This is a genomic window from Enterobacter sp. 186315 (genome assembly GCF_053290175.1).
Genome location: NZ_JBPTTK010000007.1, coordinates 196,764 through 216,903 on the forward strand (window position 1 = coordinate 196,764; position 20,140 = coordinate 216,903).

At 54.5% G+C, this 20,140-nt stretch carries 20 protein-coding genes; 7 read left to right on the forward strand and 13 right to left on the reverse strand.

Going from position 1 to position 20,140, the window contains the following annotated elements; genetic code table 11:
* Nucleotides 1-220: 220 nt before the first annotated feature.
* The 5 genes from ACSVHP_RS10695 to map all read right to left on the reverse strand — a co-directional run bounded on the left by ACSVHP_RS10695 (nt 221) and on the right by map (nt 3,590).
* Complete coding sequence (locus tag ACSVHP_RS10695; RefSeq protein ID WP_234671883.1) at nt 221-700, reverse strand: type VI secretion system tube protein TssD; 480 nt, start codon at nt 698-700, stop codon at nt 221-223.
* A 32-nt stretch (nt 701-732) separates the two neighbouring features.
* Entirely contained in the window at nt 733-918 is a 186-nt protein-coding gene (locus ACSVHP_RS10700) for a hypothetical protein (RefSeq protein ID WP_447551890.1), read from the reverse strand.
* Between the two features lie 2 nt (nt 919-920).
* Nucleotides 921-1,613, reverse strand: a complete 693-nt coding sequence (locus ACSVHP_RS10705) for a hypothetical protein (RefSeq protein WP_447551891.1) — start codon at nt 1,611-1,613, stop codon at nt 921-923.
* 195 nt (nt 1,614-1,808) lie between these two features.
* Nucleotides 1,809-2,744, reverse strand: a complete 936-nt coding sequence (gene dusC / locus ACSVHP_RS10710) for a tRNA dihydrouridine(16) synthase DusC (RefSeq protein ID WP_234671878.1) — start codon at nt 2,742-2,744, stop codon at nt 1,809-1,811.
* Between the two features lie 66 nt (nt 2,745-2,810).
* Nucleotides 2,811-3,590 carry a type I methionyl aminopeptidase gene (gene map / locus ACSVHP_RS10715; protein WP_447551892.1) on the reverse strand — a complete coding sequence of 260 codons (780 nt, stop codon included), beginning with the start codon at nt 3,588-3,590 and terminating at the stop codon, nt 2,811-2,813.
* 203 nt (nt 3,591-3,793) lie between these two features.
* On the opposite strand from map, the gene ACSVHP_RS10720 reads away from it, so the two are divergent.
* The 6 genes from ACSVHP_RS10720 to ACSVHP_RS10745 all read left to right on the forward strand — a co-directional run bounded on the left by ACSVHP_RS10720 (nt 3,794) and on the right by ACSVHP_RS10745 (nt 8,841).
* Nucleotides 3,794-4,192: a CidA/LrgA family protein gene (locus ACSVHP_RS10720; protein WP_234671873.1), complete on the forward strand. Its 399-nt coding sequence runs from the start codon at nt 3,794-3,796 to the stop codon at nt 4,190-4,192.
* Nucleotides 4,189-4,884: a CidB/LrgB family autolysis modulator gene (locus tag ACSVHP_RS10725; protein ID WP_234671870.1), complete on the forward strand. Its 696-nt coding sequence runs from the start codon at nt 4,189-4,191 to the stop codon at nt 4,882-4,884. Before ACSVHP_RS10720 ends, ACSVHP_RS10725 begins: the two co-directional genes overlap by 4 nt.
* Nucleotides 4,885-5,012: 128 nt before the next feature.
* Nucleotides 5,013-5,897, forward strand: coding sequence for a cytidine deaminase (gene cdd, locus ACSVHP_RS10730; protein ID WP_447551893.1), 885 nt, complete (start codon nt 5,013-5,015; stop codon nt 5,895-5,897).
* A 129-nt stretch (nt 5,898-6,026) separates the two neighbouring features.
* On the forward strand, nt 6,027-6,740 hold the full coding sequence (gene sanA / locus ACSVHP_RS10735; protein ID WP_234671856.1) for an outer membrane permeability protein SanA: 714 nt from the start codon (nt 6,027-6,029) through the stop codon (nt 6,738-6,740).
* A 320-nt stretch (nt 6,741-7,060) separates the two neighbouring features.
* On the forward strand, nt 7,061-8,410 hold the full coding sequence (locus ACSVHP_RS10740; RefSeq protein WP_447551894.1) for a type II toxin-antitoxin system HipA family toxin: 1,350 nt from the start codon (nt 7,061-7,063) through the stop codon (nt 8,408-8,410).
* Entirely contained in the window at nt 8,407-8,841 is a 435-nt protein-coding gene (locus ACSVHP_RS10745; protein WP_417314524.1) for a helix-turn-helix transcriptional regulator, read from the forward strand. The genes ACSVHP_RS10740 and ACSVHP_RS10745 overlap by 4 nt, the downstream gene beginning before the upstream one ends.
* Before the next feature lie 41 nt (nt 8,842-8,882).
* On the opposite strand, the gene mglC is transcribed toward ACSVHP_RS10745, so the two are convergent.
* From mglC to ACSVHP_RS10780, 7 genes are all read right to left on the reverse strand, one after another.
* The gene (gene mglC, locus ACSVHP_RS10750) at nt 8,883-9,893 is read right to left on the reverse strand and encodes a galactose/methyl galactoside ABC transporter permease MglC (RefSeq protein WP_119937015.1); all 1,011 of its coding nucleotides are present in this window, start codon (nt 9,891-9,893) and stop codon (nt 8,883-8,885) included.
* Nucleotides 9,894-9,908: 15 nt separating this feature from the next.
* A complete protein-coding gene (mglA, locus tag ACSVHP_RS10755) occupies nt 9,909-11,429 on the reverse strand; it encodes a galactose/methyl galactoside ABC transporter ATP-binding protein MglA (protein ID WP_234671843.1) in 1,521 nt (506 codons plus the stop codon).
* A 79-nt stretch (nt 11,430-11,508) separates the two neighbouring features.
* Nucleotides 11,509-12,507, reverse strand: a complete 999-nt coding sequence (gene mglB, locus ACSVHP_RS10760) for a galactose/glucose ABC transporter substrate-binding protein MglB (RefSeq protein WP_234671841.1) — start codon at nt 12,505-12,507, stop codon at nt 11,509-11,511.
* A 295-nt stretch (nt 12,508-12,802) separates the two neighbouring features.
* On the reverse strand, nt 12,803-13,825 hold the full coding sequence (galS, locus tag ACSVHP_RS10765; protein WP_234671830.1) for an HTH-type transcriptional regulator GalS: 1,023 nt from the start codon (nt 13,823-13,825) through the stop codon (nt 12,803-12,805).
* A 155-nt stretch (nt 13,826-13,980) separates the two neighbouring features.
* A complete protein-coding gene (yeiB, locus tag ACSVHP_RS10770; RefSeq protein ID WP_447551895.1) occupies nt 13,981-15,138 on the reverse strand; it encodes a DUF418 domain-containing protein YeiB in 1,158 nt (385 codons plus the stop codon).
* Between the two features lie 17 nt (nt 15,139-15,155).
* Nucleotides 15,156-15,824 carry a GTP cyclohydrolase I FolE gene (gene folE / locus ACSVHP_RS10775; RefSeq protein WP_368541840.1) on the reverse strand — a complete coding sequence of 223 codons (669 nt, stop codon included), beginning with the start codon at nt 15,822-15,824 and terminating at the stop codon, nt 15,156-15,158.
* Nucleotides 15,825-15,926: 102 nt separating this feature from the next.
* Entirely contained in the window at nt 15,927-17,075 is a 1,149-nt protein-coding gene (locus tag ACSVHP_RS10780; protein WP_447551896.1) for a YbfB/YjiJ family MFS transporter, read from the reverse strand.
* A 137-nt stretch (nt 17,076-17,212) separates the two neighbouring features.
* On the opposite strand from ACSVHP_RS10780, the gene fghA reads away from it, so the two are divergent.
* The gene (gene fghA / locus ACSVHP_RS10785; RefSeq protein ID WP_447551897.1) at nt 17,213-18,049 is read left to right on the forward strand and encodes an S-formylglutathione hydrolase; all 837 of its coding nucleotides are present in this window, start codon (nt 17,213-17,215) and stop codon (nt 18,047-18,049) included.
* 109 nt (nt 18,050-18,158) lie between these two features.
* On the opposite strand, the gene cirA is transcribed toward fghA, so the two are convergent.
* A complete protein-coding gene (cirA, locus tag ACSVHP_RS10790; protein ID WP_447551898.1) occupies nt 18,159-20,129 on the reverse strand; it encodes a catecholate siderophore receptor CirA in 1,971 nt (656 codons plus the stop codon).
* Nucleotides 20,130-20,140 lie beyond the last annotated feature (11 nt).

The following is a 20,140-nucleotide window of genomic DNA, read 5'->3' on the forward strand; positions in this document are numbered from 1 at the left end:
TGATTAAGGTTCGTTGTAATAAGCGAGCAACAGCCAGAGTAACGCTTGCAACGGTGGGATTCCGGCCGATTTTTTGGTCAGCGGGGCACTCGGGATAACTTACTCGTTTTCCCCGCCGTCGACACTATGCGACAGAAACAATCTGAAAGCAGAGCGATCTAGCTGACTGAATTTTATTAGTTTTCATTCTGGTGTAAGCTGGGGATAACCTTAATTTTAATCAGCCACAACAGCGATCGTTCCAGGAATCACGATAGATAATATTACCCTCTGTATACTTCCAGGTGATCGCCTCATAACGTAATTCGAGCGTTTCCAGGTGAGTACTACTCGTACCGTTAGGAGACAGGAATGGCGCAACCGTTGTGAACTTGACGTTCTCAAGGATGATATTGAAATATTCGGACTCAATACCTGACTCCAGAATACGGTACATCTTGATTGTGGCCTTCTGCATCGTTTTGCCTTCACAAACCGCTCTGTACAAAAGTGGTGTTGTTTGATCGAACTCCTTCACTATGGTGACAGGTCGGTGGACACGCGTTCCTGTCAATTTTCCCCAGTGTGGGTCTACCGGAATAGTGACGCCGTGTGAGAATGATTTTAACTCGATTGAACCCAGGCGAAATGGCATAAGGCAATTACCCACAATCGGCGAACCATTTTCATCTTCAAGCCATAAGTGTGCTGGTGTAGACATCGTATTTCCTTATAAGATAAATTTCGAAGTTACTATTTCACATACCGATAAAAAACGACGATCACGAAAATGCAAAAAATGGGAACAGGCCATACCGGCCCGTCAGGAAAGACCTGAAAAAAGACTACCGCAAATAAAAGCGTCAATAAAGCAGGGCCGTACATCAATATTAACGACCTAAATATTCGTCTAAAAAATCTTTTAATAAAATTCATCATGATTATCGAATCATCCTTGAAATGATGTCGGCGATCTCATCATCCGATACCCATTGAGCTTTATACGCCTCAGCTCGTTCAAACAGTGGCTCAATCAGGAAGTACATCATTTCCAACTCTTGAGTATGCAGCGCTGAGTAATACTCTGGATAAATTAAATTAAGACGACGCGCACTATCTGCCGCTTTCTGTACAACGCCATATACGCCCATTACGCCAACAACCCCGCCAGCTCTTCGCCCTGTCAGGGCACTGAGTTCAAGGTTTAAATTCATGCCAGCTGCGACAAAGGATGCTGTTGCAAAAGCAAATCCCATGTTAGTGAGTGAGCTCGCTGCGATATGAATATTTACGGCCATTAACAGTTTTTTGATGTGCTCTAGCTGGTCAGACGTTTTATGTCGAAATATTCCTTCAAAGTATATTTTGAGCATTTCATAAACAATATCTGTATTGCTTATAATATGATAAAGACCTTTAGTAAATCGGATGTCTTCGGATTTTTGCTTTTGGCAAACGTCTTGATATTCTTCAGTAAAGCAGGATGTATAATACAGCGCACGTGTTGCACCTGCGCCGATCGTTTCAATCACATTTGATACAGCTTCCCCCACACCTGTTAATACATGGTCGAGTTTTAACGCAAGAATTTTGTTTGCCTGTAAGTAACTTATAATTTCATTTCTATAGTACATAACCGCTCCTTGATTATTTCACTATATCCATTTTCCTTATTATCCACGGGCGGCGACCGGTGAACCGTTGTCTACAAAACTGAGGATGGTTCAGCGAGATAAGCTGACAGGGTATCGCGCTGCTTCCGTGTTAGTCACTGAGCATACGTTGAACTGACAGCAATACGGTAAAACGTACGCTTAGTGACTTATACCTTACTGGATTTTATTAATCGCGTAAGCAATCTCCGCCGACGTCTGCAACACGCGGATTTCCTGGAACAGCCCCAGCGCCTCGTCATACTCTTTGCGCAAATAGCTCAGCCACTGCTTGATGCGCGCCACGTGATACAGCCCGGTATCGCCCTGCTTTTCCAGGCGGCTGTATTTTTGCAGCAGCGTGACCACATCGGGCCAGGGCATGCGCGGCTCGTTGTATTTCACCACCCGGCTCAGGTTCGGCACGTTGAGCGCGCCGCGTCCGATCATCACCGCGTCGCAGCCCGTTTCTTTCATGCAGGCCTGCGCGCTGTCGTAATCCCAGATTTCACCGTTGGCGATCACCGGGATACGCAGCCTTTTGCGGATCTCGCCGATCGCCTGCCAGTTGATGCGCTCGGCTTTGTAGCCGTCTTCTTTGGTTCGCCCGTGAACCACCAGCTCGGTAGCCCCGGCCTGCTGAACGGCGTCGGCGATTTCAAACTGTTTATCGCCGCTGTCCCAGCCCAGACGCACCTTAACCGTGACCGGCAGATGCGACGGCACCGCCTCGCGCATGGCTTTTGCGCCGCGATAGATAAGCTCGGGATCTTTGAGAAGGGTCGCTCCGCCGCCGCTGCCGTTGACCATTTTCGACGGACAGCCGCAGTTGAGATCGACACCGTAAGAGCCAAGCTCCACGGCGCGGGCGGCGTTTTCCGCCAGCCATTCAGGATACTGGCCTAACAGCTGGATGCGCACCAGCGTGCCGGAGGTGGTGCGGCTCTGACGATGCAGCTCCGGGCAGAGCCGGTAGAAGGATTTTACCGGCAACAGCATATCGACCACGCGCAAAAACTCCGTCACGCAGAGATCGTAATCGTTCACCTCGGTCAGCAGCTCGCGCACGAGCGAATCGAGCACGCCTTCCATTGGGGCCAGTAAAACACGCATTCTGAGTACCTGTGAAAAAAGACGCGCTATAGTAGCCGCTCTCCAGGTATGTGGAAAGCCCGGCCGTTAATCGGGAATGGACTCTTCCGGGCGCAGCGTCAGCACCTCAAAACCGTCTGCGGTCACGGCGACGGTATGTTCCCACTGCGCCGAGAGTTTTTTGTCACGCGTCACCACCGTCCAGCCGTCTTTTTTGGTTTTGATGCGGCTGTCGCCCTGATTCACCATCGGCTCGATGGTAAACACCATTCCCTCTTTCAGCACCGCGCCTTCTCCCGGTTTGCCGTAATGCAGCACCTGCGGATCTTCGTGCATCTCCCGGCCCACGCCGTGCCCGCAGTATTCGCGCACTACGCTGTAGCCGTTGCCCTCAACGTAAGACTGAATCGCGTGGCCGATATCCCCAAGCGTGGCGCCGGGTTTGACCGCCTTAATACCTTCCCACATCGCCTCGTAGGTCTTTTTCACCAGACGACGCGCGAGGGGCGATACCTCGCCAATCAGATACATTTTGCTGGAATCGGCTATCAGGCCCTCTTTTTCGAGGGTGATGTCCACGTTCACAATCATGCCCGTTTTCAGGTGTTCGGACTCTTTCGGCATCCCGTGGCACACCACGTCGTTAACAGAGGTGTTCAGAACGTAGGGAAAGTCGTACTGCCCTTTGCTGGCCGGACGGGCGTGCAGTTCGTTAACGATGAACTCTTCAACGCGGTTGTTAATCGCCATGGTCGTGACGCCGGGCTTTATAAATCCGTCTAACATTGTAAAAACAGAGGCTAACAGTTCACCCGCATGACGCTGTTTTGCCAGCTCGTCGGCGGTTTTGATAATGATGGATGACATGGCGCATCTCCTGCGTTGCCAGGCTTAATTGCTTGATTCAGCTGTAAATCACATACTGGCACTGAAACGCGGGGCTGTCCATTTGTGGAAATGCCCAACGTTCCATTCTGGAATGTCTGGTATGCTCAAAATTCATGATGTGATCCGTGGCACATTTTCGGGTTTAATTGTATGATGAATGCGTTTCTTCAAGGACTTTCACCATGAGAAAAACACTCAATACTATCTGGCAGTACCTGCGCGCATTCGTCCTGATTTACGCCTGTCTTTACGCCGGGATTTTCATCGCCTCCCTGCTTCCTATCACCATTCCCGGCAGCATTATCGGCATGCTGATCCTGTTCGTGCTGCTGGCGCTACAGGTTCTGCCGGCCAAATGGGTTAACCCCGGCTGCTTTGTGCTGATCCGCTATATGGCGCTGCTGTTCGTCCCTATCGGCGTGGGTGTGATGCAGTATTACGAGCTTCTTAAAGCCCAGTTCGGCCCGATCGTGGTCTCCTGCGCGGTGAGTACGCTGGTGGTTTTCCTGGTGGTGAGCTGGAGTTCGCACCTGGTACACGGCGAACGTAAAGTGGTCGGGCAGAAAGGAACAAAACAATGATGGCTAATATCTGGTGGTCTTTGCCGTTAACCCTGGTGGTCTTCTTCGCCGCGCGCAGGCTGGCCGTTCGTTTCAAAATGCCCCTGCTGAACCCGCTGCTGGTCGCGATGGTGGTGATTATTCCTTTCCTGCTGCTGACGGGTATCCCCTACGAGCGTTATTTTGCCGGCAGCAAAGTGTTAAACGACCTGCTGCAACCGGCTGTCGTCGCGCTGGCGTTTCCTTTATATGAGCAGCTGCACCAGATCCGCGCCCGCTGGAAGTCCATCATCACCATCTGTTTTATCGGCAGCCTGGTGGCGATGGTGACCGGCACCACCGTGGCCTTACTGATGGGCGCTTCGCCACAGATTGCGGCCTCTATTCTGCCGAAATCGGTCACCACGCCAATTGCGATGGCGGTGGGTGGCAGCATCGGTGGCATCCCGGCGATCAGCGCCGTGTGCGTGATTTTTGTCGGTATTCTGGGTGCGGTGTTCGGGCACACCCTGCTGAACGCCATGCGTATTCATACCAAAGCGGCGCGCGGCCTGGCGATGGGGACGGCCTCTCACGCCCTGGGCACCGCGCGCTGCGCCGAGATGGATTATCAGGAAGGGGCCTTTAGCTCGCTGGCCCTGGTGATTTGCGGGATCATGACCTCGTTAATCGCCCCGTTTCTGTTCCCGATTATTCTGGCGGTGGTGGGCTAAAATTTGCGATGCGTCGCGCAAATTTCATTTTGCTTTCATAAGTTGCATAAATAATGAGAAATGGATCACATATAAAGCCCCATCGGCTCCGTACACTACCGATCCATTAACCTTTATGAGGCTTCGCCATGCACCCACGTTTTCACGCTGCTTTTGCAGAGCTTGCCGAGAATTTGCAGTCAGCCCTGACCCCGATTCTGGCGGATGCACACTTCCCCGCCCTGCTGACGGCTGAGCAGGTCACGACGCTCAAAACGGCGACGGGACTTGACGAAGACGCGCTGGCCTTCGCGCTGCTGCCGCTGGCTGCCGCCTGCGCCCGCGCCGATCTCTCCCACTTCAACGTTGGCGCCATTGCGCGCGGCGTTAGCGGCACCTGGTACTTCGGCGGAAACATGGAGTTCCTCGGTGCCACCATGCAGCAAACCGTTCACGCCGAACAGAGCGCCATCAGCCACGCCTGGCTGCGCGGTGAAACAGCGCTTCGCGCCATCACCGTGAACTACACCCCTTGCGGCCACTGCCGTCAGTTTATGAATGAACTCAACAGCGGATTGCAGCTGCGCATTAACCTGCCGGGCCGCGCGCCGCATACCCTGGGCGATTACCTGCCGGACGCTTTCGGGCCGAAAGATCTGGAGATCAAAACGCTGCTGATGGACGAACAGGACCACGGCTTTACGCTCTCCGGCGATGCGCTGAGCGAAGCGGCGATCGCTGCCGCGAATAAGAGCCATACCCCGTACAGCAAATCCCCGAGCGGCGTGGCGCTCCAGTGCCGCGACGGTCGCATCTTCAGCGGCAGCTACGCCGAGAACGCGGCGTTCAACCCAACCCTGCCTCCGCTACAGGGCGCGCTGAACCTGCTGAGTCTTAACGGTTACGATTATCCTGATATCCAGCGCGCCATTCTGGCAGAGAAAGCCGATGCGCCACTGATTCAGTGGGACGCCACCGCCGCAACCCTTAAGGCGCTGGGCTGCACCACCATAGACCGCGTGCTGCTTGCATAACGCCACTTTGTGCGGGCAGAAATGCCCGCGCATTGATGAAAAACACCTCACTTGATTCGCTGTTTCTTGCTCTTACCTGACGGGTAAAGTAGCCTGAGTTAATTCTCATCTCCGGAACGAGCCATCCGTATGTTAAAGCGCGTTTTTTACAGCCTGTCTGTCCTGGTCGGCATACTGCTGTTGATCGTGCTTGGCCTTGACCGCTGGATGAGCTGGAAAACAGCCCCCTATATCTTCGACGATCTGCAAGACCTCCCCTATCGCCAGGTTGGCGTGGTGCTCGGCACCGCCAAGTATTATCGCACCGGCGTGATCAATCAGTATTACCGTTACCGTATTCAGGGCGCGCTGAACGCCTATAACAGCGGCAAGGTTAATTACCTGCTGCTGAGCGGCGATAACGCGCTGCAAAGCTATAACGAACCGGTGACGATGCGTAAGGATCTGATTGCGGCGGGCGTGGATCCGGCGGATATCGTGCTCGACTACGCGGGTTTCCGCACCCTGGACTCCATCGTGCGTACCCGTAAGGTGTTCGATACCAACGATTTCATCATCATTACCCAGCGCTTCCACTGCGAGCGCGCGCTGTTTATCGCCCTGCACATGGGCATTCAGGCGCAGTGCTACGCGGTGCCATCACCGAAAGATATGCTGAGCGTGCGCGTGCGTGAGTTTGGCGCGCGCTTCGGTGCGCTGGCCGACCTGTACCTCTTCAAACGTGAGCCGCGTTTTTTAGGCCCGCTGGTGCCAATCCCGACGATGCATGAAGTGCCTGAAGATGCGCAGGGGTATCCGGCGGTCACGCCAGAGCAGCTGCTGGATATTCAGAAGAAGAAGTAGATGTTCATCGCCGGGTGGCGGCTTCGCCTTACCCGGCCTACGTACCAGAAATGTAGGCCCGGTAAGCGCAGCGCCACCGGGCAAATTCTGACTTCGCGACGAACTCAAGCCGGGTGGCGGCTTCGCCTTACCCGGCCTACGTACCGGATATGTAGGCCCGTTAAGCGCAGCGCCACCGGGAAGCCCCCTCAAATTAATGCGTAATATAAAACGCATTAACTACATAATTACTCAACAATGAGTGATATAAGTAACCTAATTTGCCTTAACGCGCTTTAATGAGTATTATTTCACCCATTACTCTATTAGGGAGAGGCGACGTGGAATCTCTGACGATACAGGCGTGGTTGAATGAAACATGGAGAGATATTGCGCTTATCAACTACCCAGGCGCTGACAAGGGTGACTGGAACACCACGCAGGTCAATTATCTCACCGACTACGCCCTCGATTTTCTCGATCGCGATGATAATCACGCGGTTTCTCTCAATCATCCGGTATCACTTTTCTTTGATGATGGTGGACACCCCGGCTGGTTAAGATTCATTGATGACATTATTCCAAGCGGAGCGAGCCGCCGATACTGGGTAAATGCGCTCGATATCAGCGATTTGCCCGCGGCGCAGCAAAATTACAGGCTACTGAAATACGGGACGATGTCTCCGGTCGGGAATTTACGTATAAAAGAATCCGTACCTGAGTGGAGCGAATCGGCGAGCGCTAAAACATTCACCGTTAATGATGTTATTAATCGTGCCGCCGATTTTCTGGATTACGCACAGGAGCGAGGTGCCGCAGCGGGTGGCGCTACCGGTGCGGGCGGTGAAGCTCCTAAGCTTTTACTGCGTTGTAGTGAAGAAGACGCCATCTGGATAGATACCTGGCAAAACGAACCGTCCAGAGAAGATCGCTATTATCTGGTCAAGTATCCACGCGGCGGCAGAACGGAAGTTGACTGCAATATCCTCCGGGCTGAATTTTACTATTACCATGAACTCGCCACGATGGGATTTTCTACCATTCCTACGCAGACGATGCGTCTTGAGGAAGGTTCACATTACCCTTCCCTGTGGCTGCCGCGCTTCGACATCACAAGAAATGAGCAGGGCCAGTTGATCAGACTGGGTATGGAGTCGGTGTATTCGCTGTTACAAAAAGCACCGGGCACTATCCTTGACCAGGAAACCACGCTGCGAACGTTGATCGAAAAAATCACGGGCAGCAATATGGTTCAACAACAGGGTTATCATTTTGATACTCAGGATTTTGTCATTGAATGGGTACGCCGCGACCTGTTGAATATCATTTTTGGAAACAGCGATAACCATGGTCGAAACACCGCGTTTATAAAAGCCGAGAATCAGATCATGCTCTCGCCCGTGTATGATTTTGCCCCGATGAAAGCAGATCCAGAGGGAATACCACGCACGCTTAAGTGGTCATTATCCTGTGAATCGGGAGGCGAATATCATTTTAATAACATTGCCCAGTCGCTGACGGAATGGGTTCCCGCATCCACTTTAATGGAAGCATTGCATGAAACGGCCGTTCAGCTTATAGACCTGCCCGAAAGGTTACATGCTCGCGGCGTACCCGAACAAATACTGGAAATGCCCGCCATCGGTTTTCGATATGTTTCGGATAAGCTGGCTCGCTGGGGATTGCTATGAAAACGCCTGATAAGAAAGAGTCTGCCCTCGAACAGACATTAGCTCGCGTTCGAAAAACAGAGAAAAATCAGAAAAATAGCTCAACGGATAGTGCCGAGGCGATACCCGTTATAAGACAGCGCGTTTCGCCGGGTATACAGCGGGTCGGAACCCTGGAGCGACAGTCCGTGTTACATGCAGCGATTCGGGACATTTTGCTGGGCAACATCACCCAGGGAGCGGCCCTGAAACGGCTGAGGGTTGAAGTCCTCGGGCTTAAACAGGATGAATACGCCAGGCTGGTCAATGTGTCACGAAAAACGCTGTCGGATGTGGAAAACGACAGAGGCAATTATTCCGCAGAGGTCATTAACAAAATCTTCAAGCCATTCGGCCTCGTCACCGGGCTGGTCCCGGTGTCAAAAACGTTGCTCGTTTCGCTCTTATCATAAAAAAAGCCCGCTACACGAGCGGGCTTTTCACATCACAACGCTTACTTCTTACGCGCGTATTTCAGTGAATCCAGCGCAACCGCGAAGATAATTATCGCGCCCTTGATAATGTACTGCCAGTACGGGTTCACGCCGATATAGGTCAGGCCGTAGTTGATAACGGTGAAGATGATTACACCGGTTACCACGCCAAGCACCGTCCCCACCCCGCCGCTGAAGGAGACCCCGCCCACCACGCAGGCGGCAATTGCATCCAGCTCGTACATAAAGCCGAGGTTGTTGGTGGCAGAGCCGATACGGCCCGCTTCCAGCATCCCGCCGAAGGCGTAGAACACGCCGGACAGCGCATAAATCATCAGCAGGTTCAGAGCAACGTTAACGCCGGAGACTTTCGCCGCTTCCGGGTTGCCGCCGATAGCGAAGATATTTTTACCGAAGCGGGTTTTGTTCCACAGCACCCAGACGAAGGCCACCGCAATCAGCGCGTAGAAGGTGATGTACGACAGGCGGAAGCTGCCCATCGCGATAAACCCTTGCGTGAAGGTCGAGAACCCGCTGTCAAAGCCGGAGATTGGCGATGCGCCCACGAAGTCGTAATACAGGGAGTTGATACCGTAAACGATGATCATCGTGCCCAGGGTGGTGATAAACGGCGTCACGTTCAGATACGCAATGATGATACCGTTAATCAGACCAATCACCGCGCCAATGGCGCAGACAATCAGGATCACCACGAAAATCGGCATGGTCGCCATTTCCGGGAACACCTTGTTGGCGTTCTCCATCGATTGCAGCATGGTTGCGGCAATAACCGCCGCCAGCCCCACCTGACGCCCTGCGGACAGATCAGTACCCTGCGTTACGATAAGCCCCGCCACGCCCAGTGCGATAATAATACGCACCGAAGACTGGGTCAGAATGTTACTCAAGTTCAGCAGACTTAAGAACGTAGGATCCTGGAAAATAATAATCGCCAGTAATACTAAAAGAACAACGTAAATACCGCCTTCTTTCAGATAAGTGAGAAAACTTTTTTTATTTAACGCACTCATAAGGAGCCCCTGATCTTAAAGGTGCAAAGACGCAAGACGGAGAATTTCGTTTTGCGTTGTTGTTTTAGTGTCAACAATACCGGCGACGAGACCATTGCTCATTACCAGAATACGATCTGTGATCCCTAACAATTCCGGCATTTCGGAAGAAATAATAATGATCCCTTTATTCTTTTTCGCCAGCTCGGCGATCAGCTGGTAAATCTCGAATTTTGCCCCCACGTCGATACCACGGGTGGGTTCATCCAGCATCAGAATTTCCGGCTGGGTTAATAACCAGCGGCCGATAATCACCTTTTGCTGGTTACCCCCCGAAAGGGAACCGATTTGCGTGCGATGGCCCGGCGTTTTTACGCGCATAGAGTCAATAACCCACTGGGTATCGCTCTTCATGCGGGAATTATCCAGCAGGCCAATTTTGCTTTTGTAATTGCGAATATTCGAGATTAACGAGTTAAAGTTAATATCGAGATAGGCATAAATACCGGTCGAGCGGCGCTCTTCGGTCACCAGCGCAAAACCATTATTGATGGCTTCGTTGGCGTTGTGGTTATTAATTTTCTTACCGTGCAGCGTAATTGTGCCGCCCGATTTTTCACGGATCCCGAACAGAGTTTCCACGATATCGGTACGTTTTGCGCCGACCAGTCCGGCAATTCCCAGGATCTCGCCTTTGTGCAGGTCGAAGGAGATATCGCGAATAGAGGGCTGACGCAGAGAGGTAAGATTGCGCACTTCCAGAATCACTTCGCCCGGCTTGTTTTCTTTGTCCGGGAAGCGCTGGTTCAGGGAACGACCCACCATCATGGCGATGATCTTGTCCATGTCCAGCCCTTCAAGAGGCTGAGTGGCAATCCACTGACCGTCACGCAGAATGGTGATTTCATCGCACAGCTGGAAGATCTCTTCCATTTTATGCGAGATATAAACAATACCGCAGCCGCGATCTTTTAATTTACGGATGATGGTAAAAAGGTGGTTAACCTCTTTTTCCGTTAATGACGATGTTGGCTCGTCCATGATGACGATTTTGGCATCATAGGAGAACGCTTTTGCAATTTCGATCATCTGCATCTGGGAAACGGATAATGTCCCGACGCGGGCGCGCGGATCGATATCAATATCCAGCTCGTCGAAAATGGCTTTGGTGTCGCGATACATTTTATCCTGATCGACAAACACACCTTTCGTTGGGTAGCGACCCAACCACATATTATCCATTACCGAACGTTGCAGTACCAGGTTAAGTTCCTGGTGAACCATGGAGATACCGTTTTCCAGCGCTTCTTTCGCTGAATGGAAATCGATCTCTTTCCCCTGAAAAAGAATGCTGCCAGAATCTTTTTGATAGATCCCAAAAAGGCATTTTAATAACGTTGATTTACCCGCACCGTTCTCCCCCATTAATGCGTGAATAGAGTGAGGACGAACTTTTAAATTAACGTTATCGAGTGCCTTAACACCGGGAAATGACTTGTTGATACCGCTCATTTCCAACAAGTATTCACCGGACGACTGAGTAGTTGTGCTGACCATAATTATACCTTGTTGGCCTCGCATATCGCGTTATAAAAGGGCGCAACGGATTGCGCCCAGTGATGACATTACCAATAACTTATTTACCGATAAACTCAGCCAGGTTGGACTGGTCTACGCCCACGTAAGGTACGCGAACGATCTTGTTTTCAATTTTCCAGTTAGTGCCGTCAGCCGCACCTTTACCGTCGGCCAGGTTTTTCGCCAGGTCGAAGGTGGCTTTCGCCTGGTTGTTGGCATCGTTCAGCACGGTACCGGCCATTGCGCCAGATTTAACCAGCGCCAGCGCTTCTGGCAGTGCATCCACGCCGAATACTGGGATAGAGGATTTGTTGTGTGCTTTCAGCGCTTCTACCGCACCCATTGCCATCGCATCGTTGTTGGCGATAACCACTTCGATTTTGTTAGCGTTCGGGCCGGACAGCCACGCGTCCATCTTGTCTTTTGCCTGAGCGGTATCCCACATCGCGGTATCTAACGCCAGCTGCTGGGTTTTCAGACCTTTGTCGTTCAGCTCTTTGATCACGTAAGTGGTACGCGCTTCAGCATCCGGGTGGCCCGGTTCGCCTTTCAGCAGAACGAACTGGATCTGGCCGTCTTTGTTCAGATCCCAGTTAGGGTTTGCCGCCCAGTGTTTCGCGATCAGGTCGCCCTGGATAATACCGGACTCTTTAGAGTCAGTACCCACGTAGTACGCTTTGTCGTAGCTATCCAGCGCTTTACGGGAAGGTTCTTTGTTGAAGAAGACGATTGGCACGTTCTGGCCGCGCGCTTTCTCAATCACGGTGCCTGCTGCTGCCGGGTCAACCAGGTTGATAGCCAGCGCTTTCACGCCTTTTGCCAGCAGAACGTCGATCTGGTCGTTCTGTTTGGACTGGTCGTTTTGGGAGTCATTCATCAGCAGCTGAACGTCTGGCGCTGATTTGCCGTCTTTCTCGATAGCTTTACGCACAACGGACATAAAGTTGTCGTCGTATTTATAAATCGTTACGCCAATACGGGTATCCGCAGCGTGCGCTGCTGCACCAAAAAGCATACTTGCCATAACAGCGGACAGGGTCAACACCTTCTTGTTCATGGTATCTCCGGTTTTTTTTATGCAGGGTAGTTCTTGTGAATAACGGACGGCGGGCAGGTGTTAATAAAACGTTACTGACAGCCGAAGTTCACTTATAAAATTTCTATCTTCCGTGTTCGGTAACGCTCCAGAAATGCGTTTTATTGGTTGTTTGGGGCACGTTGACTATGGTGAAACTGATTAATCACCGTTACATAGCGTTTCAGCCCCTAAAACGCTGACATCATAGTAAGCGTCTTGTTAAGATACTGTGAATTTACTCACAGATTGAAAACGGTTACATCACCTGATGTAATCAGTTAGTGATCGGAACCACAGTTTGCCGAATAGATACGGAATGGCGACGCACTAAAGTCGGCATGAAACAGTGTGTTGCGCCCGGATCCAACACCCCTGCCGCACCCTGTAACGCCAGCTCAGTCGCCAGTTTTGCCATCGAGGCAATCGGGTAACGCACGGTCGTCAGCTGCGGGTCGGTGTAACGGGCAATGGGGATATCATCAAAACCGATCAGCGATAAATGCTGCGGCACCGCAATGCCGTTATCTTTCAGGGCGGTAAGCGCCCCGGCCGCCATGCTGTCGTTGTAGGCAAAGACCGCGGAAAGTTGCAGATTACGCCCGAGCAGTTCGACCATCGCAGCTTCCCCGCCCTGCATATCCGGCGAGCCGGTACCTATCCAGCTATCAAGCGGCACGATGCCGTGCTCCTTCAGCGCCCGCTGCCAGCCTTCCCGACGCATATCATCGTCTTCAATATGGTGGCTGGAGGCCAGATAGCCGATGCGCTGATGCCCATTGTTAATCAGCATCCGCGTGGCCATCATCGCCCCGCTGACGTTATCAAGCCCGACGCAGCGGTGGGCGTAGCCGGGCACAATACGGTTGATCAACACCATGCCAGGGATCTGCTCCATAAAGCCCGCCAGCTCCTCATCGCTCAGGGCTTTTGAGTGAACAATCAGGGCGTTACAGCGCTGGCGGATCAGCACCTCAATGGCATGACGCTCTTTTTCAGCCTCATGATAGCTGTTGCCGATCAGGACATATTTCTGGTGCTGCTGGGCGACCACGTCGACCGCCTTCACCAGCGCGCCAAAAAAGGCGTCGGATACGTCCATCACCACCACGCCAATGGTGTCGCTCACCTGCGTGGCGAGCGCCTGGGCATTGGCGTTAGGCCGATATCCCAGCTGCGTTACCGCTTTGGTCACGGCTTCGCGGGTATCAGGGCTGACCAGCGCGCTGTTGTTCAGCACGCGGGAAACGGTAGCAACGGAAACGCCCGCCAGGCGGGCGACGTCACGAATGGTGATCATATTCACCATCCTTCAAAGGATTGCAGCAACTCACAGACACCCCCTGTGTTAAGCAAGGTGGCTATTCTGGCAGCGAGAAGAAGGGGACTACGTGAAGAAGCTCACACAGATGAAAACGCTTACATCCGTTTTGTTAATGATTGTGATCCAGATCGTTATCTGGATGTATTATTCAATGATACACCCGAAGCATGTGCGGTTAATTGACGCCATAGCCATTCCAGCGGTCCCTGACGGAAATAGCGCAGCCAGATAACGGAAAACGTCAGGTTCACGGCCCAGACCGGAATAACAAACGCCAGCAGTTCGAGCCGGTCGAATTTCATAAACAGGCCGAAGCGGTAGAACAGCGTGGTGCAGATGAGGGTTTGCAGGATGTAATTGCTCAGCGCCATCCGACCGACGCAGGCCACGGCGCTGACCAGCCAGAAGCGGCACAGCTGCGGCCAGAAGCCGTAAATCAGCGCCGCATAGCCGATGGTCTGGAACGGCGCGCCCAGCTCGCGCGGCAGCTGGAGCAGGAAAGCGCACCAGCGGTAATCCCAGTGCAGATACCACTGCGTAATGATGGCCGGAACGTTAATCAGCACGCCGATGAGCACCAGCCCCGCCCCCGTGCGGCGATAGTGGCGCAGGCTAAACTCTCCTTTCAGCCACCCGGTGCGCATCAGGGAGGCGCCCATCAGCATCATCCCCGCCAGCTGCCAGCCGTACTGCGCCCCCAGCGCCAGCAGGTTATCCCCGAGCATATCCACGCGATTGCTGATGGCCTCCGCGCCGCCCTTAAGCTTCCAGAACTGCTCATACTGAAGGTTAGCGGCGTCCGGGATCCACGAGCGGTTTGTTGCCTCGCCGGAAATCAGGCCGAGCAGCAGCAGGACCGCAAGCCCCATCACGTAGAGCATCACACCGGTATTGAACAGGTTTTTCACACCGGGCGCATCGCGGATCAGCCGCCAGCAGATCAGCCCCACCAGCCCGTAGGCCAGCAGAATATCGCCGTCCCAGAACAGCAGGCCATGAATGAAACCGAGGATCGCCAGCAGGGTCAGGCGCGACTGGATCCAGCGGGTGCCGCGCTTAAGTAAAAGCTGCAACCCCGCGCCGAACAGCAGCGCAAACAGCGTGAGGAATTTGACCTGGGCAAAGAGATCGAGAATGGCCCAGGTCCAGGCATCGCTGCGGGTAATGTCGCCATACCACGCGGGATTCAGATAGGCGGCCTTCGGCAAGCCAAAGGCGCTGATATTGAGCAGCAGGATACCGAGAATGGCGACGCCGCGAACAAAATCGAGCGTGACGTTTCGCTCCATGGTTCCTGCCCTGAAAATTAGTTGTGGTGACGTACCGCGCGCAGGAACTCCTGGCGAGTATTCTGGCTGGATTTAAACAGGCCACCCAGCGAGGTGGTGGTGGTTGCGCTGGTCGCATCGCGCACGCCGCGCGCCTTCACGCAGTAGTGAACGGCATCGATGGAAACCGCCACGTTGTTGGTCCCCAGCAGCGTTTGCAGCGCGGTGAGGATCTGCTGCGTCAGACGTTCCTGCACCTGAGGACGCTGGGCAAAGAACTGCACGATACGGTTGATTTTGGACAGGCCAATCACCGTATCTTTTGGAATGTACGCCACGGTCGCTTTACCGTCGATGGTCACAAAGTGATGCTCGCAGGTGCTGGTCAGGGTGATATCGCGAACCGTCACCATCTCATCAACCTTCATCTTGTTTTCGATAACGGTGATTTTCGGGAAGTTGGCGTAATCGAGGCCCGAGAAAATCTCGTCGACGTACATCTTGGCGATGCGGTGCGGCGTTTCCATCAGGCTGTCATCGCTCAGGTCAAGATTCAGCAGCTGCATGATCTCGGTCATGTGTCCTGAAATCAGACGTTTACGTGTTTCGTTGTCCATCTCATGAACCGGTGGACGCAGTGGCGTTTCGAGGCCGCGAGCGACCAGGGCTTCATGGACAAGGGCTGCTTCTTTACTGAGTGATGGCATGTTGTTCTCCGCAGGTGTAACTCTCTTTTGCCCTCGTTGTGGCAAAAGTGTGCGCTCATTGTGCGTGAGGCGGCGCACATAATCCAGTATTCACGACGATAATTATTGCAATTGACGCTGGCTTTCAGGATGACGATTCCACACCAGCGCGCTGCCGATAAACAGCGCAACACCCGCCAGCCCTAACGCCGGTTCCAGCTGATGCATAAGCCACGTGGATAATGCCGAGGTCATCGGGCCGACCAGCTGCCCCACCGCATAGCCGGTAGTAAGAAGCCCCGCCATATAGCGCGTATGGTTTGGCGCAAGCTCCCGGCCATACAGCAGCGAAAGCTGAACAGCGCAGAGGAAGCCGCCGCCCACCAGCAGTCCGCCGAGCAGAAGGCCCGCAATGCCCGGCACCAGCCAGGCCGCCAGCACGCCAATCCCCTGTAGCCAGAGCACAATCGCCAGCCTGCGGTTAGACGACGAGGCGTTGCGCAGAAGGATGCTAAGCGCAATGCCAACTACCGACGCCGCGCCGAACAGCGGCCACACGAACTGAGCAAACAGGCTGCCGGGAAAACGCGCCACGGCCATCTGCGATAAAAAGGTGGCCGGAAGGATGTAGCCGAAGCCCGCCAGGCTGTAGCTCCAGACCAGGCGGCGTAAATCGGCGTTCAGCACCAGCGGCTCCGGCGCGGTTTCCGGGCGGTGAAGCTGTCCACCCCGGGGAAGATAGCGCGCCACAAGAGCAATCAGAACCAGCGCCAGCACGCCGTAGATTTGCCATGCCGCGCCCGCCGACAGCGATCGCGACTGGATGTAGACTGCCAGCAGCCCGCTCAGGGCGATACCCGCCCCCGGCCCGGCAAACACCGCCGCGCTGAGGCCCGGTTTACCGAGCTGCCCCAGGCGTTCGTTGGTCCAGGCCGCTATAAGCACCATCGACCAGCCGCTCATGCACCCGATAACAAAGCGCAGCGCGCCATGAACGAGCGCGTTATCGGCAGCGGCAGAGAGCAGCGTCAGGGCCACCGCCCCGCCGATCCCCAGCCAGAGGCGTCCTTCGACAAAGCGGTGCGCCCGCATCGCATCCCAGGCCCCCACCAGATAGCCCAGATAGTTCATCGCCGCCACCAGGCCGGCGCTCGTCAGCGTAAGCTGTCCGGCCGCAATCATCAGCGGCACCTGCGGCGTAAAGGCAAAGCGCCCTATCCCCATCGCCACAACCAGAACCACGAATCCACTGAGCGCAATACGCAGCGCCATGACCGCTCCAAATGTTAAAGAAAAGTAAATTTATGATGCCGCATCTGTCGGTCGAGCGGAAGTGAAAGTTGCTCACAGGTTAATGAAAACTCTGTATTATGGCTCTCATGAATACCCCTTCGTATAAGGAGCCCTGCATGGAACTGCTCGAAGAGCACCGTTGTTTTGAAGGTCGACAGCAGCGCTGGCGGCACGACTCCACCACGCTGAACTGCGCCATGACGTTCAGTATTTTTCTTCCTCCCGTCGAGAAAAACGCAAGGCCACCGGTCCTGTTCTGGCTTTCCGGTTTAACCTGCAACGACGAGAATTTCACCACCAAAGCGGGCGCACAGCGTATTGCCGCCGAGCTGGGCATCGCCCTGGTGATGCCGGACACCAGTCCGCGCGGCGATGATGTTGCGGACGATGCCGGATACGATCTGGGCAAAGGCGCCGGGTTTTATCTGAACGCTACCGAGCAGCCCTGGGCAAGCCATTACCGGATGTATGATTACGTGCGCGACGAGCTGCCCGCGCTGATCCGGTCTGAATTTGCAGTGGGCGAGCGTTGCGCCATCAGCGGGCACTCGATGGGCGGCCACGGGGCGTTGATTATGGCGCTGAAAAATCCGGGTAAATTCACCAGCGTGTCGGCATTTGCGCCGATCGTGAATCCATGCCAGGTGCCGTGGGGGCAGAAAGCCTTTACGCACTATTTGGGCGAAGATAGCGAAGCATGGCAGGCGTGGGACAGCTGTGCGCTGCTGCTGGCAAGCGAAGCGGGCGATGCGATCCCGATGCTTATCGATCAGGGTGATGCGGATCCGTTCCTCGCCGAACAGCTTCAGCCTGCGGTGTTTGCCGAAGCCGCACGCCAGAAGGCGTGGCCGCTGACGCTGCGCATCCAGCCGGGGCACGATCACAGCTATTACTTTATTGCGTCCTTTATTGAGGATCACCTCCGCTTCCATGCGGCGCATTTGCTGGGGTGAGTGCGGCCTCTCTTGCCCGGTGGCGCTTCGCTTACCGGGCCTAAAAACCAGGTATGTAGGCCGGGTCAGGCGTAGCCGCCACCCGGCAAGCAGGCCGCACTAAATCACATCAGAACTGATAACTCACGCCAACAAAGTAACGGCGGCCATCTTCCGTGTAGCTGTAGTCGTCGCGGCTCAGGTCTTTATCCAGCAGGTTCTGCACGCCCGCGCGCAGCTTGACGCTTTTCGTTGCCTGCCATGCGGCACCGGTATTCCAGACCACATACCCGCCCGGCGTCGCTTCGCCGCTGGTCAGCGCACGTTTCTCACCGGTGTAGTTGCCCTGAACGTAGAACGACCACTCCTGGGTTGCCTGCCAGTCGAGCGTCCCGTTGGCGGTATGGAACGGCAGCTCGGACAGCGGCTTGTTGCCGCCGTTGCTGATGTCGCGTCCATCGTTGTAGGTGTAGTTCAGCGTCATTTTCCAGTCTTCGGCAATCGGGAACTTCAGCTCGGTTTCCACGCCGCGAATACGCGCCTTGTTGACGTTGTAGTAGCGGAAAATCGGCTCGCCGTCGGCGTTCAGGCCCACGTAGTTCGGGTAGCTCTGCGCCTGGTTAACGTTGGCGGTGCGGCTGATGCTGATACGATCGTCCACGTCGTTCTGGAAGGTGGTGATGCTGGCCTGTACGCCCTCTAACCAGCCCTCTTCCCCGCTGTAGTACAGTCCGAGTTCAAAGCTTTCGCTGGTTTCTGGCTTCAGATCCGGGTTACCTACAATTTCGCAGGCGCCACGGCAGGAGCCGGTCACCCAGTCCGGGCTTAACTGCAACAGCGATGGCGCTTTAAAGGCCGTTGCCCAGCCCCCTTTCACCGTCAGGGTATCCGTTGCGTTATAGACCAGATACGCACGCGGGCTCCAGTGATCGCCGTAGGTTTCATGGTCATCCATACGGATGCCGGTGGTCAGCGCCAGCGGTTCGAAGATACGCCATTCATCTTCCAGGAACAGCGCGTACTGGCTGGCAGAGGTATTACTGCTGTTGCCGCCGGTCAGGTTCACCGGATCTTTCAGCTTGTCGTGACGCCATTCGCCGCCGAAGGTCAGCATCTGGTTGATCTCGCCCAGCGGCAGGACGTATTTACCGTCCAGGGAATTGCTTTCAGAGGTGATGGTGCCCGCGTTACCCGGATTCTTGTTATCGACCTTCTCGCCGTAGAATTTGAGTTCGCTGTTGCCCACGCCCCAGCGGCCGTTGTGGCTCAGGGAGTAGTTCTGGCGCTCCATGCGGTTCTGATCTAACGAGTCGGAGTCACGGTCCTGACGATCGAAACCGTAGCCCGCCGTGAAGTCGTGGTCTTCCGTAGGGGTCCAGGCAAACTCGACGTTGGCATCCCGGCTGGTAAAGCCTTCGATGCGCGGCGTTTCGCCCGTGGCGGAGGTTGAGGATTTCTGCTGATCGTCTTTTTCGCGCTTAGAGAGGCTGCCGTAGGCCTTCAGCCCCAGCACGCCATCCACCAGCGGGCCGCTGGTATAGAACTGGCCGTTGTAGGTATCGCCGCGATCGCGGTGTTCCTGGATGGTGGAATCTGCGCTCAGGGTGCCGGTCCACTTCTGGCCGATTTTTTTGGTGATAATGTTCACCACGCCGCCCAGCGCGTCGGAGCCATACAGAGAGGACATCGGGCCGCGCACCACTTCGATACGCTCGATGGCATCCACGGGCACCCAGTTCAGGTCGAAATCGTTGTGGCGGAATACGGCGTTGCGGGAGTTGACGCGTTTGCCGTCGACCAGGATCAGGGTATAGCTGCTGTCCAGGCCGCGAATACTGACCCCTTTGCGGTTATCCCCTTCGTTCGTGAGCTGCACGCCCGGCACGTCCTGTAACACATCTTTCAGATTCTGGACGGGTTTACGTTGCAGATCTTCCTGAGTGATGACGCTGATACTGGCCGGTGCGTCTTTCAGGTTTTGCTCAGTGGCGGCGGCGGTGACCACCATGGTGTCGCCGGATTCCGCTGCGATGACGGGCAGAGCCAGGGACATTGCGGACGCGCACAGTCCTCCCCGGACGAAGGGATTCAACCTAAACATTCCATATCTCC

What these genes read in the sequence shown, in the direction of transcription:
- ACSVHP_RS10695 (WP_234671883.1), bottom strand. Translation starts at nt 700, where the DNA reads ATGTCTACACCAGCACACTTATGGCTTGAAGATGAAAATGGTTCGCCG.
- ACSVHP_RS10700 (WP_447551890.1), bottom strand. Translation starts at nt 918, where the DNA reads ATGATGAATTTTATTAAAAGATTTTTTAGACGAATATTTAGGTCGTTA.
- ACSVHP_RS10705 (WP_447551891.1), bottom strand. Translation starts at nt 1,613, where the DNA reads ATGTACTATAGAAATGAAATTATAAGTTACTTACAGGCAAACAAAATT.
- dusC (WP_234671878.1), bottom strand. Translation starts at nt 2,744, where the DNA reads ATGCGTGTTTTACTGGCCCCAATGGAAGGCGTGCTCGATTCGCTCGTG.
- map (WP_447551892.1), bottom strand. Translation starts at nt 3,590, where the DNA reads ATGTCATCCATCATTATCAAAACCGCCGACGAGCTGGCAAAACAGCGT.
- ACSVHP_RS10720 (WP_234671873.1), top strand. Translation starts at nt 3,794, where the DNA reads ATGAGAAAAACACTCAATACTATCTGGCAGTACCTGCGCGCATTCGTC.
- ACSVHP_RS10725 (WP_234671870.1), top strand. Translation starts at nt 4,189, where the DNA reads ATGATGGCTAATATCTGGTGGTCTTTGCCGTTAACCCTGGTGGTCTTC.
- cdd (WP_447551893.1), top strand. Translation starts at nt 5,013, where the DNA reads ATGCACCCACGTTTTCACGCTGCTTTTGCAGAGCTTGCCGAGAATTTG.
- sanA (WP_234671856.1), top strand. Translation starts at nt 6,027, where the DNA reads ATGTTAAAGCGCGTTTTTTACAGCCTGTCTGTCCTGGTCGGCATACTG.
- ACSVHP_RS10745 (WP_417314524.1), top strand. Translation starts at nt 8,407, where the DNA reads ATGAAAACGCCTGATAAGAAAGAGTCTGCCCTCGAACAGACATTAGCT.
- mglC (WP_119937015.1), bottom strand. Translation starts at nt 9,893, where the DNA reads ATGAGTGCGTTAAATAAAAAAAGTTTTCTCACTTATCTGAAAGAAGGC.
- mglA (WP_234671843.1), bottom strand. Translation starts at nt 11,429, where the DNA reads ATGGTCAGCACAACTACTCAGTCGTCCGGTGAATACTTGTTGGAAATG.
- mglB (WP_234671841.1), bottom strand. Translation starts at nt 12,507, where the DNA reads ATGAACAAGAAGGTGTTGACCCTGTCCGCTGTTATGGCAAGTATGCTT.
- galS (WP_234671830.1), bottom strand. Translation starts at nt 13,825, where the DNA reads ATGATCACCATTCGTGACGTCGCCCGCCTGGCGGGCGTTTCCGTTGCT.
- yeiB (WP_447551895.1), bottom strand. Translation starts at nt 15,138, where the DNA reads ATGGAGCGAAACGTCACGCTCGATTTTGTTCGCGGCGTCGCCATTCTC.
- folE (WP_368541840.1), bottom strand. Translation starts at nt 15,824, where the DNA reads ATGCCATCACTCAGTAAAGAAGCAGCCCTTGTCCATGAAGCCCTGGTC.
- ACSVHP_RS10780 (WP_447551896.1), bottom strand. Translation starts at nt 17,075, where the DNA reads ATGGCGCTGCGTATTGCGCTCAGTGGATTCGTGGTTCTGGTTGTGGCG.
- fghA (WP_447551897.1), top strand. Translation starts at nt 17,213, where the DNA reads ATGGAACTGCTCGAAGAGCACCGTTGTTTTGAAGGTCGACAGCAGCGC.
- cirA (WP_447551898.1), bottom strand. Translation starts at nt 20,129, where the DNA reads ATGTTTAGGTTGAATCCCTTCGTCCGGGGAGGACTGTGCGCGTCCGCA.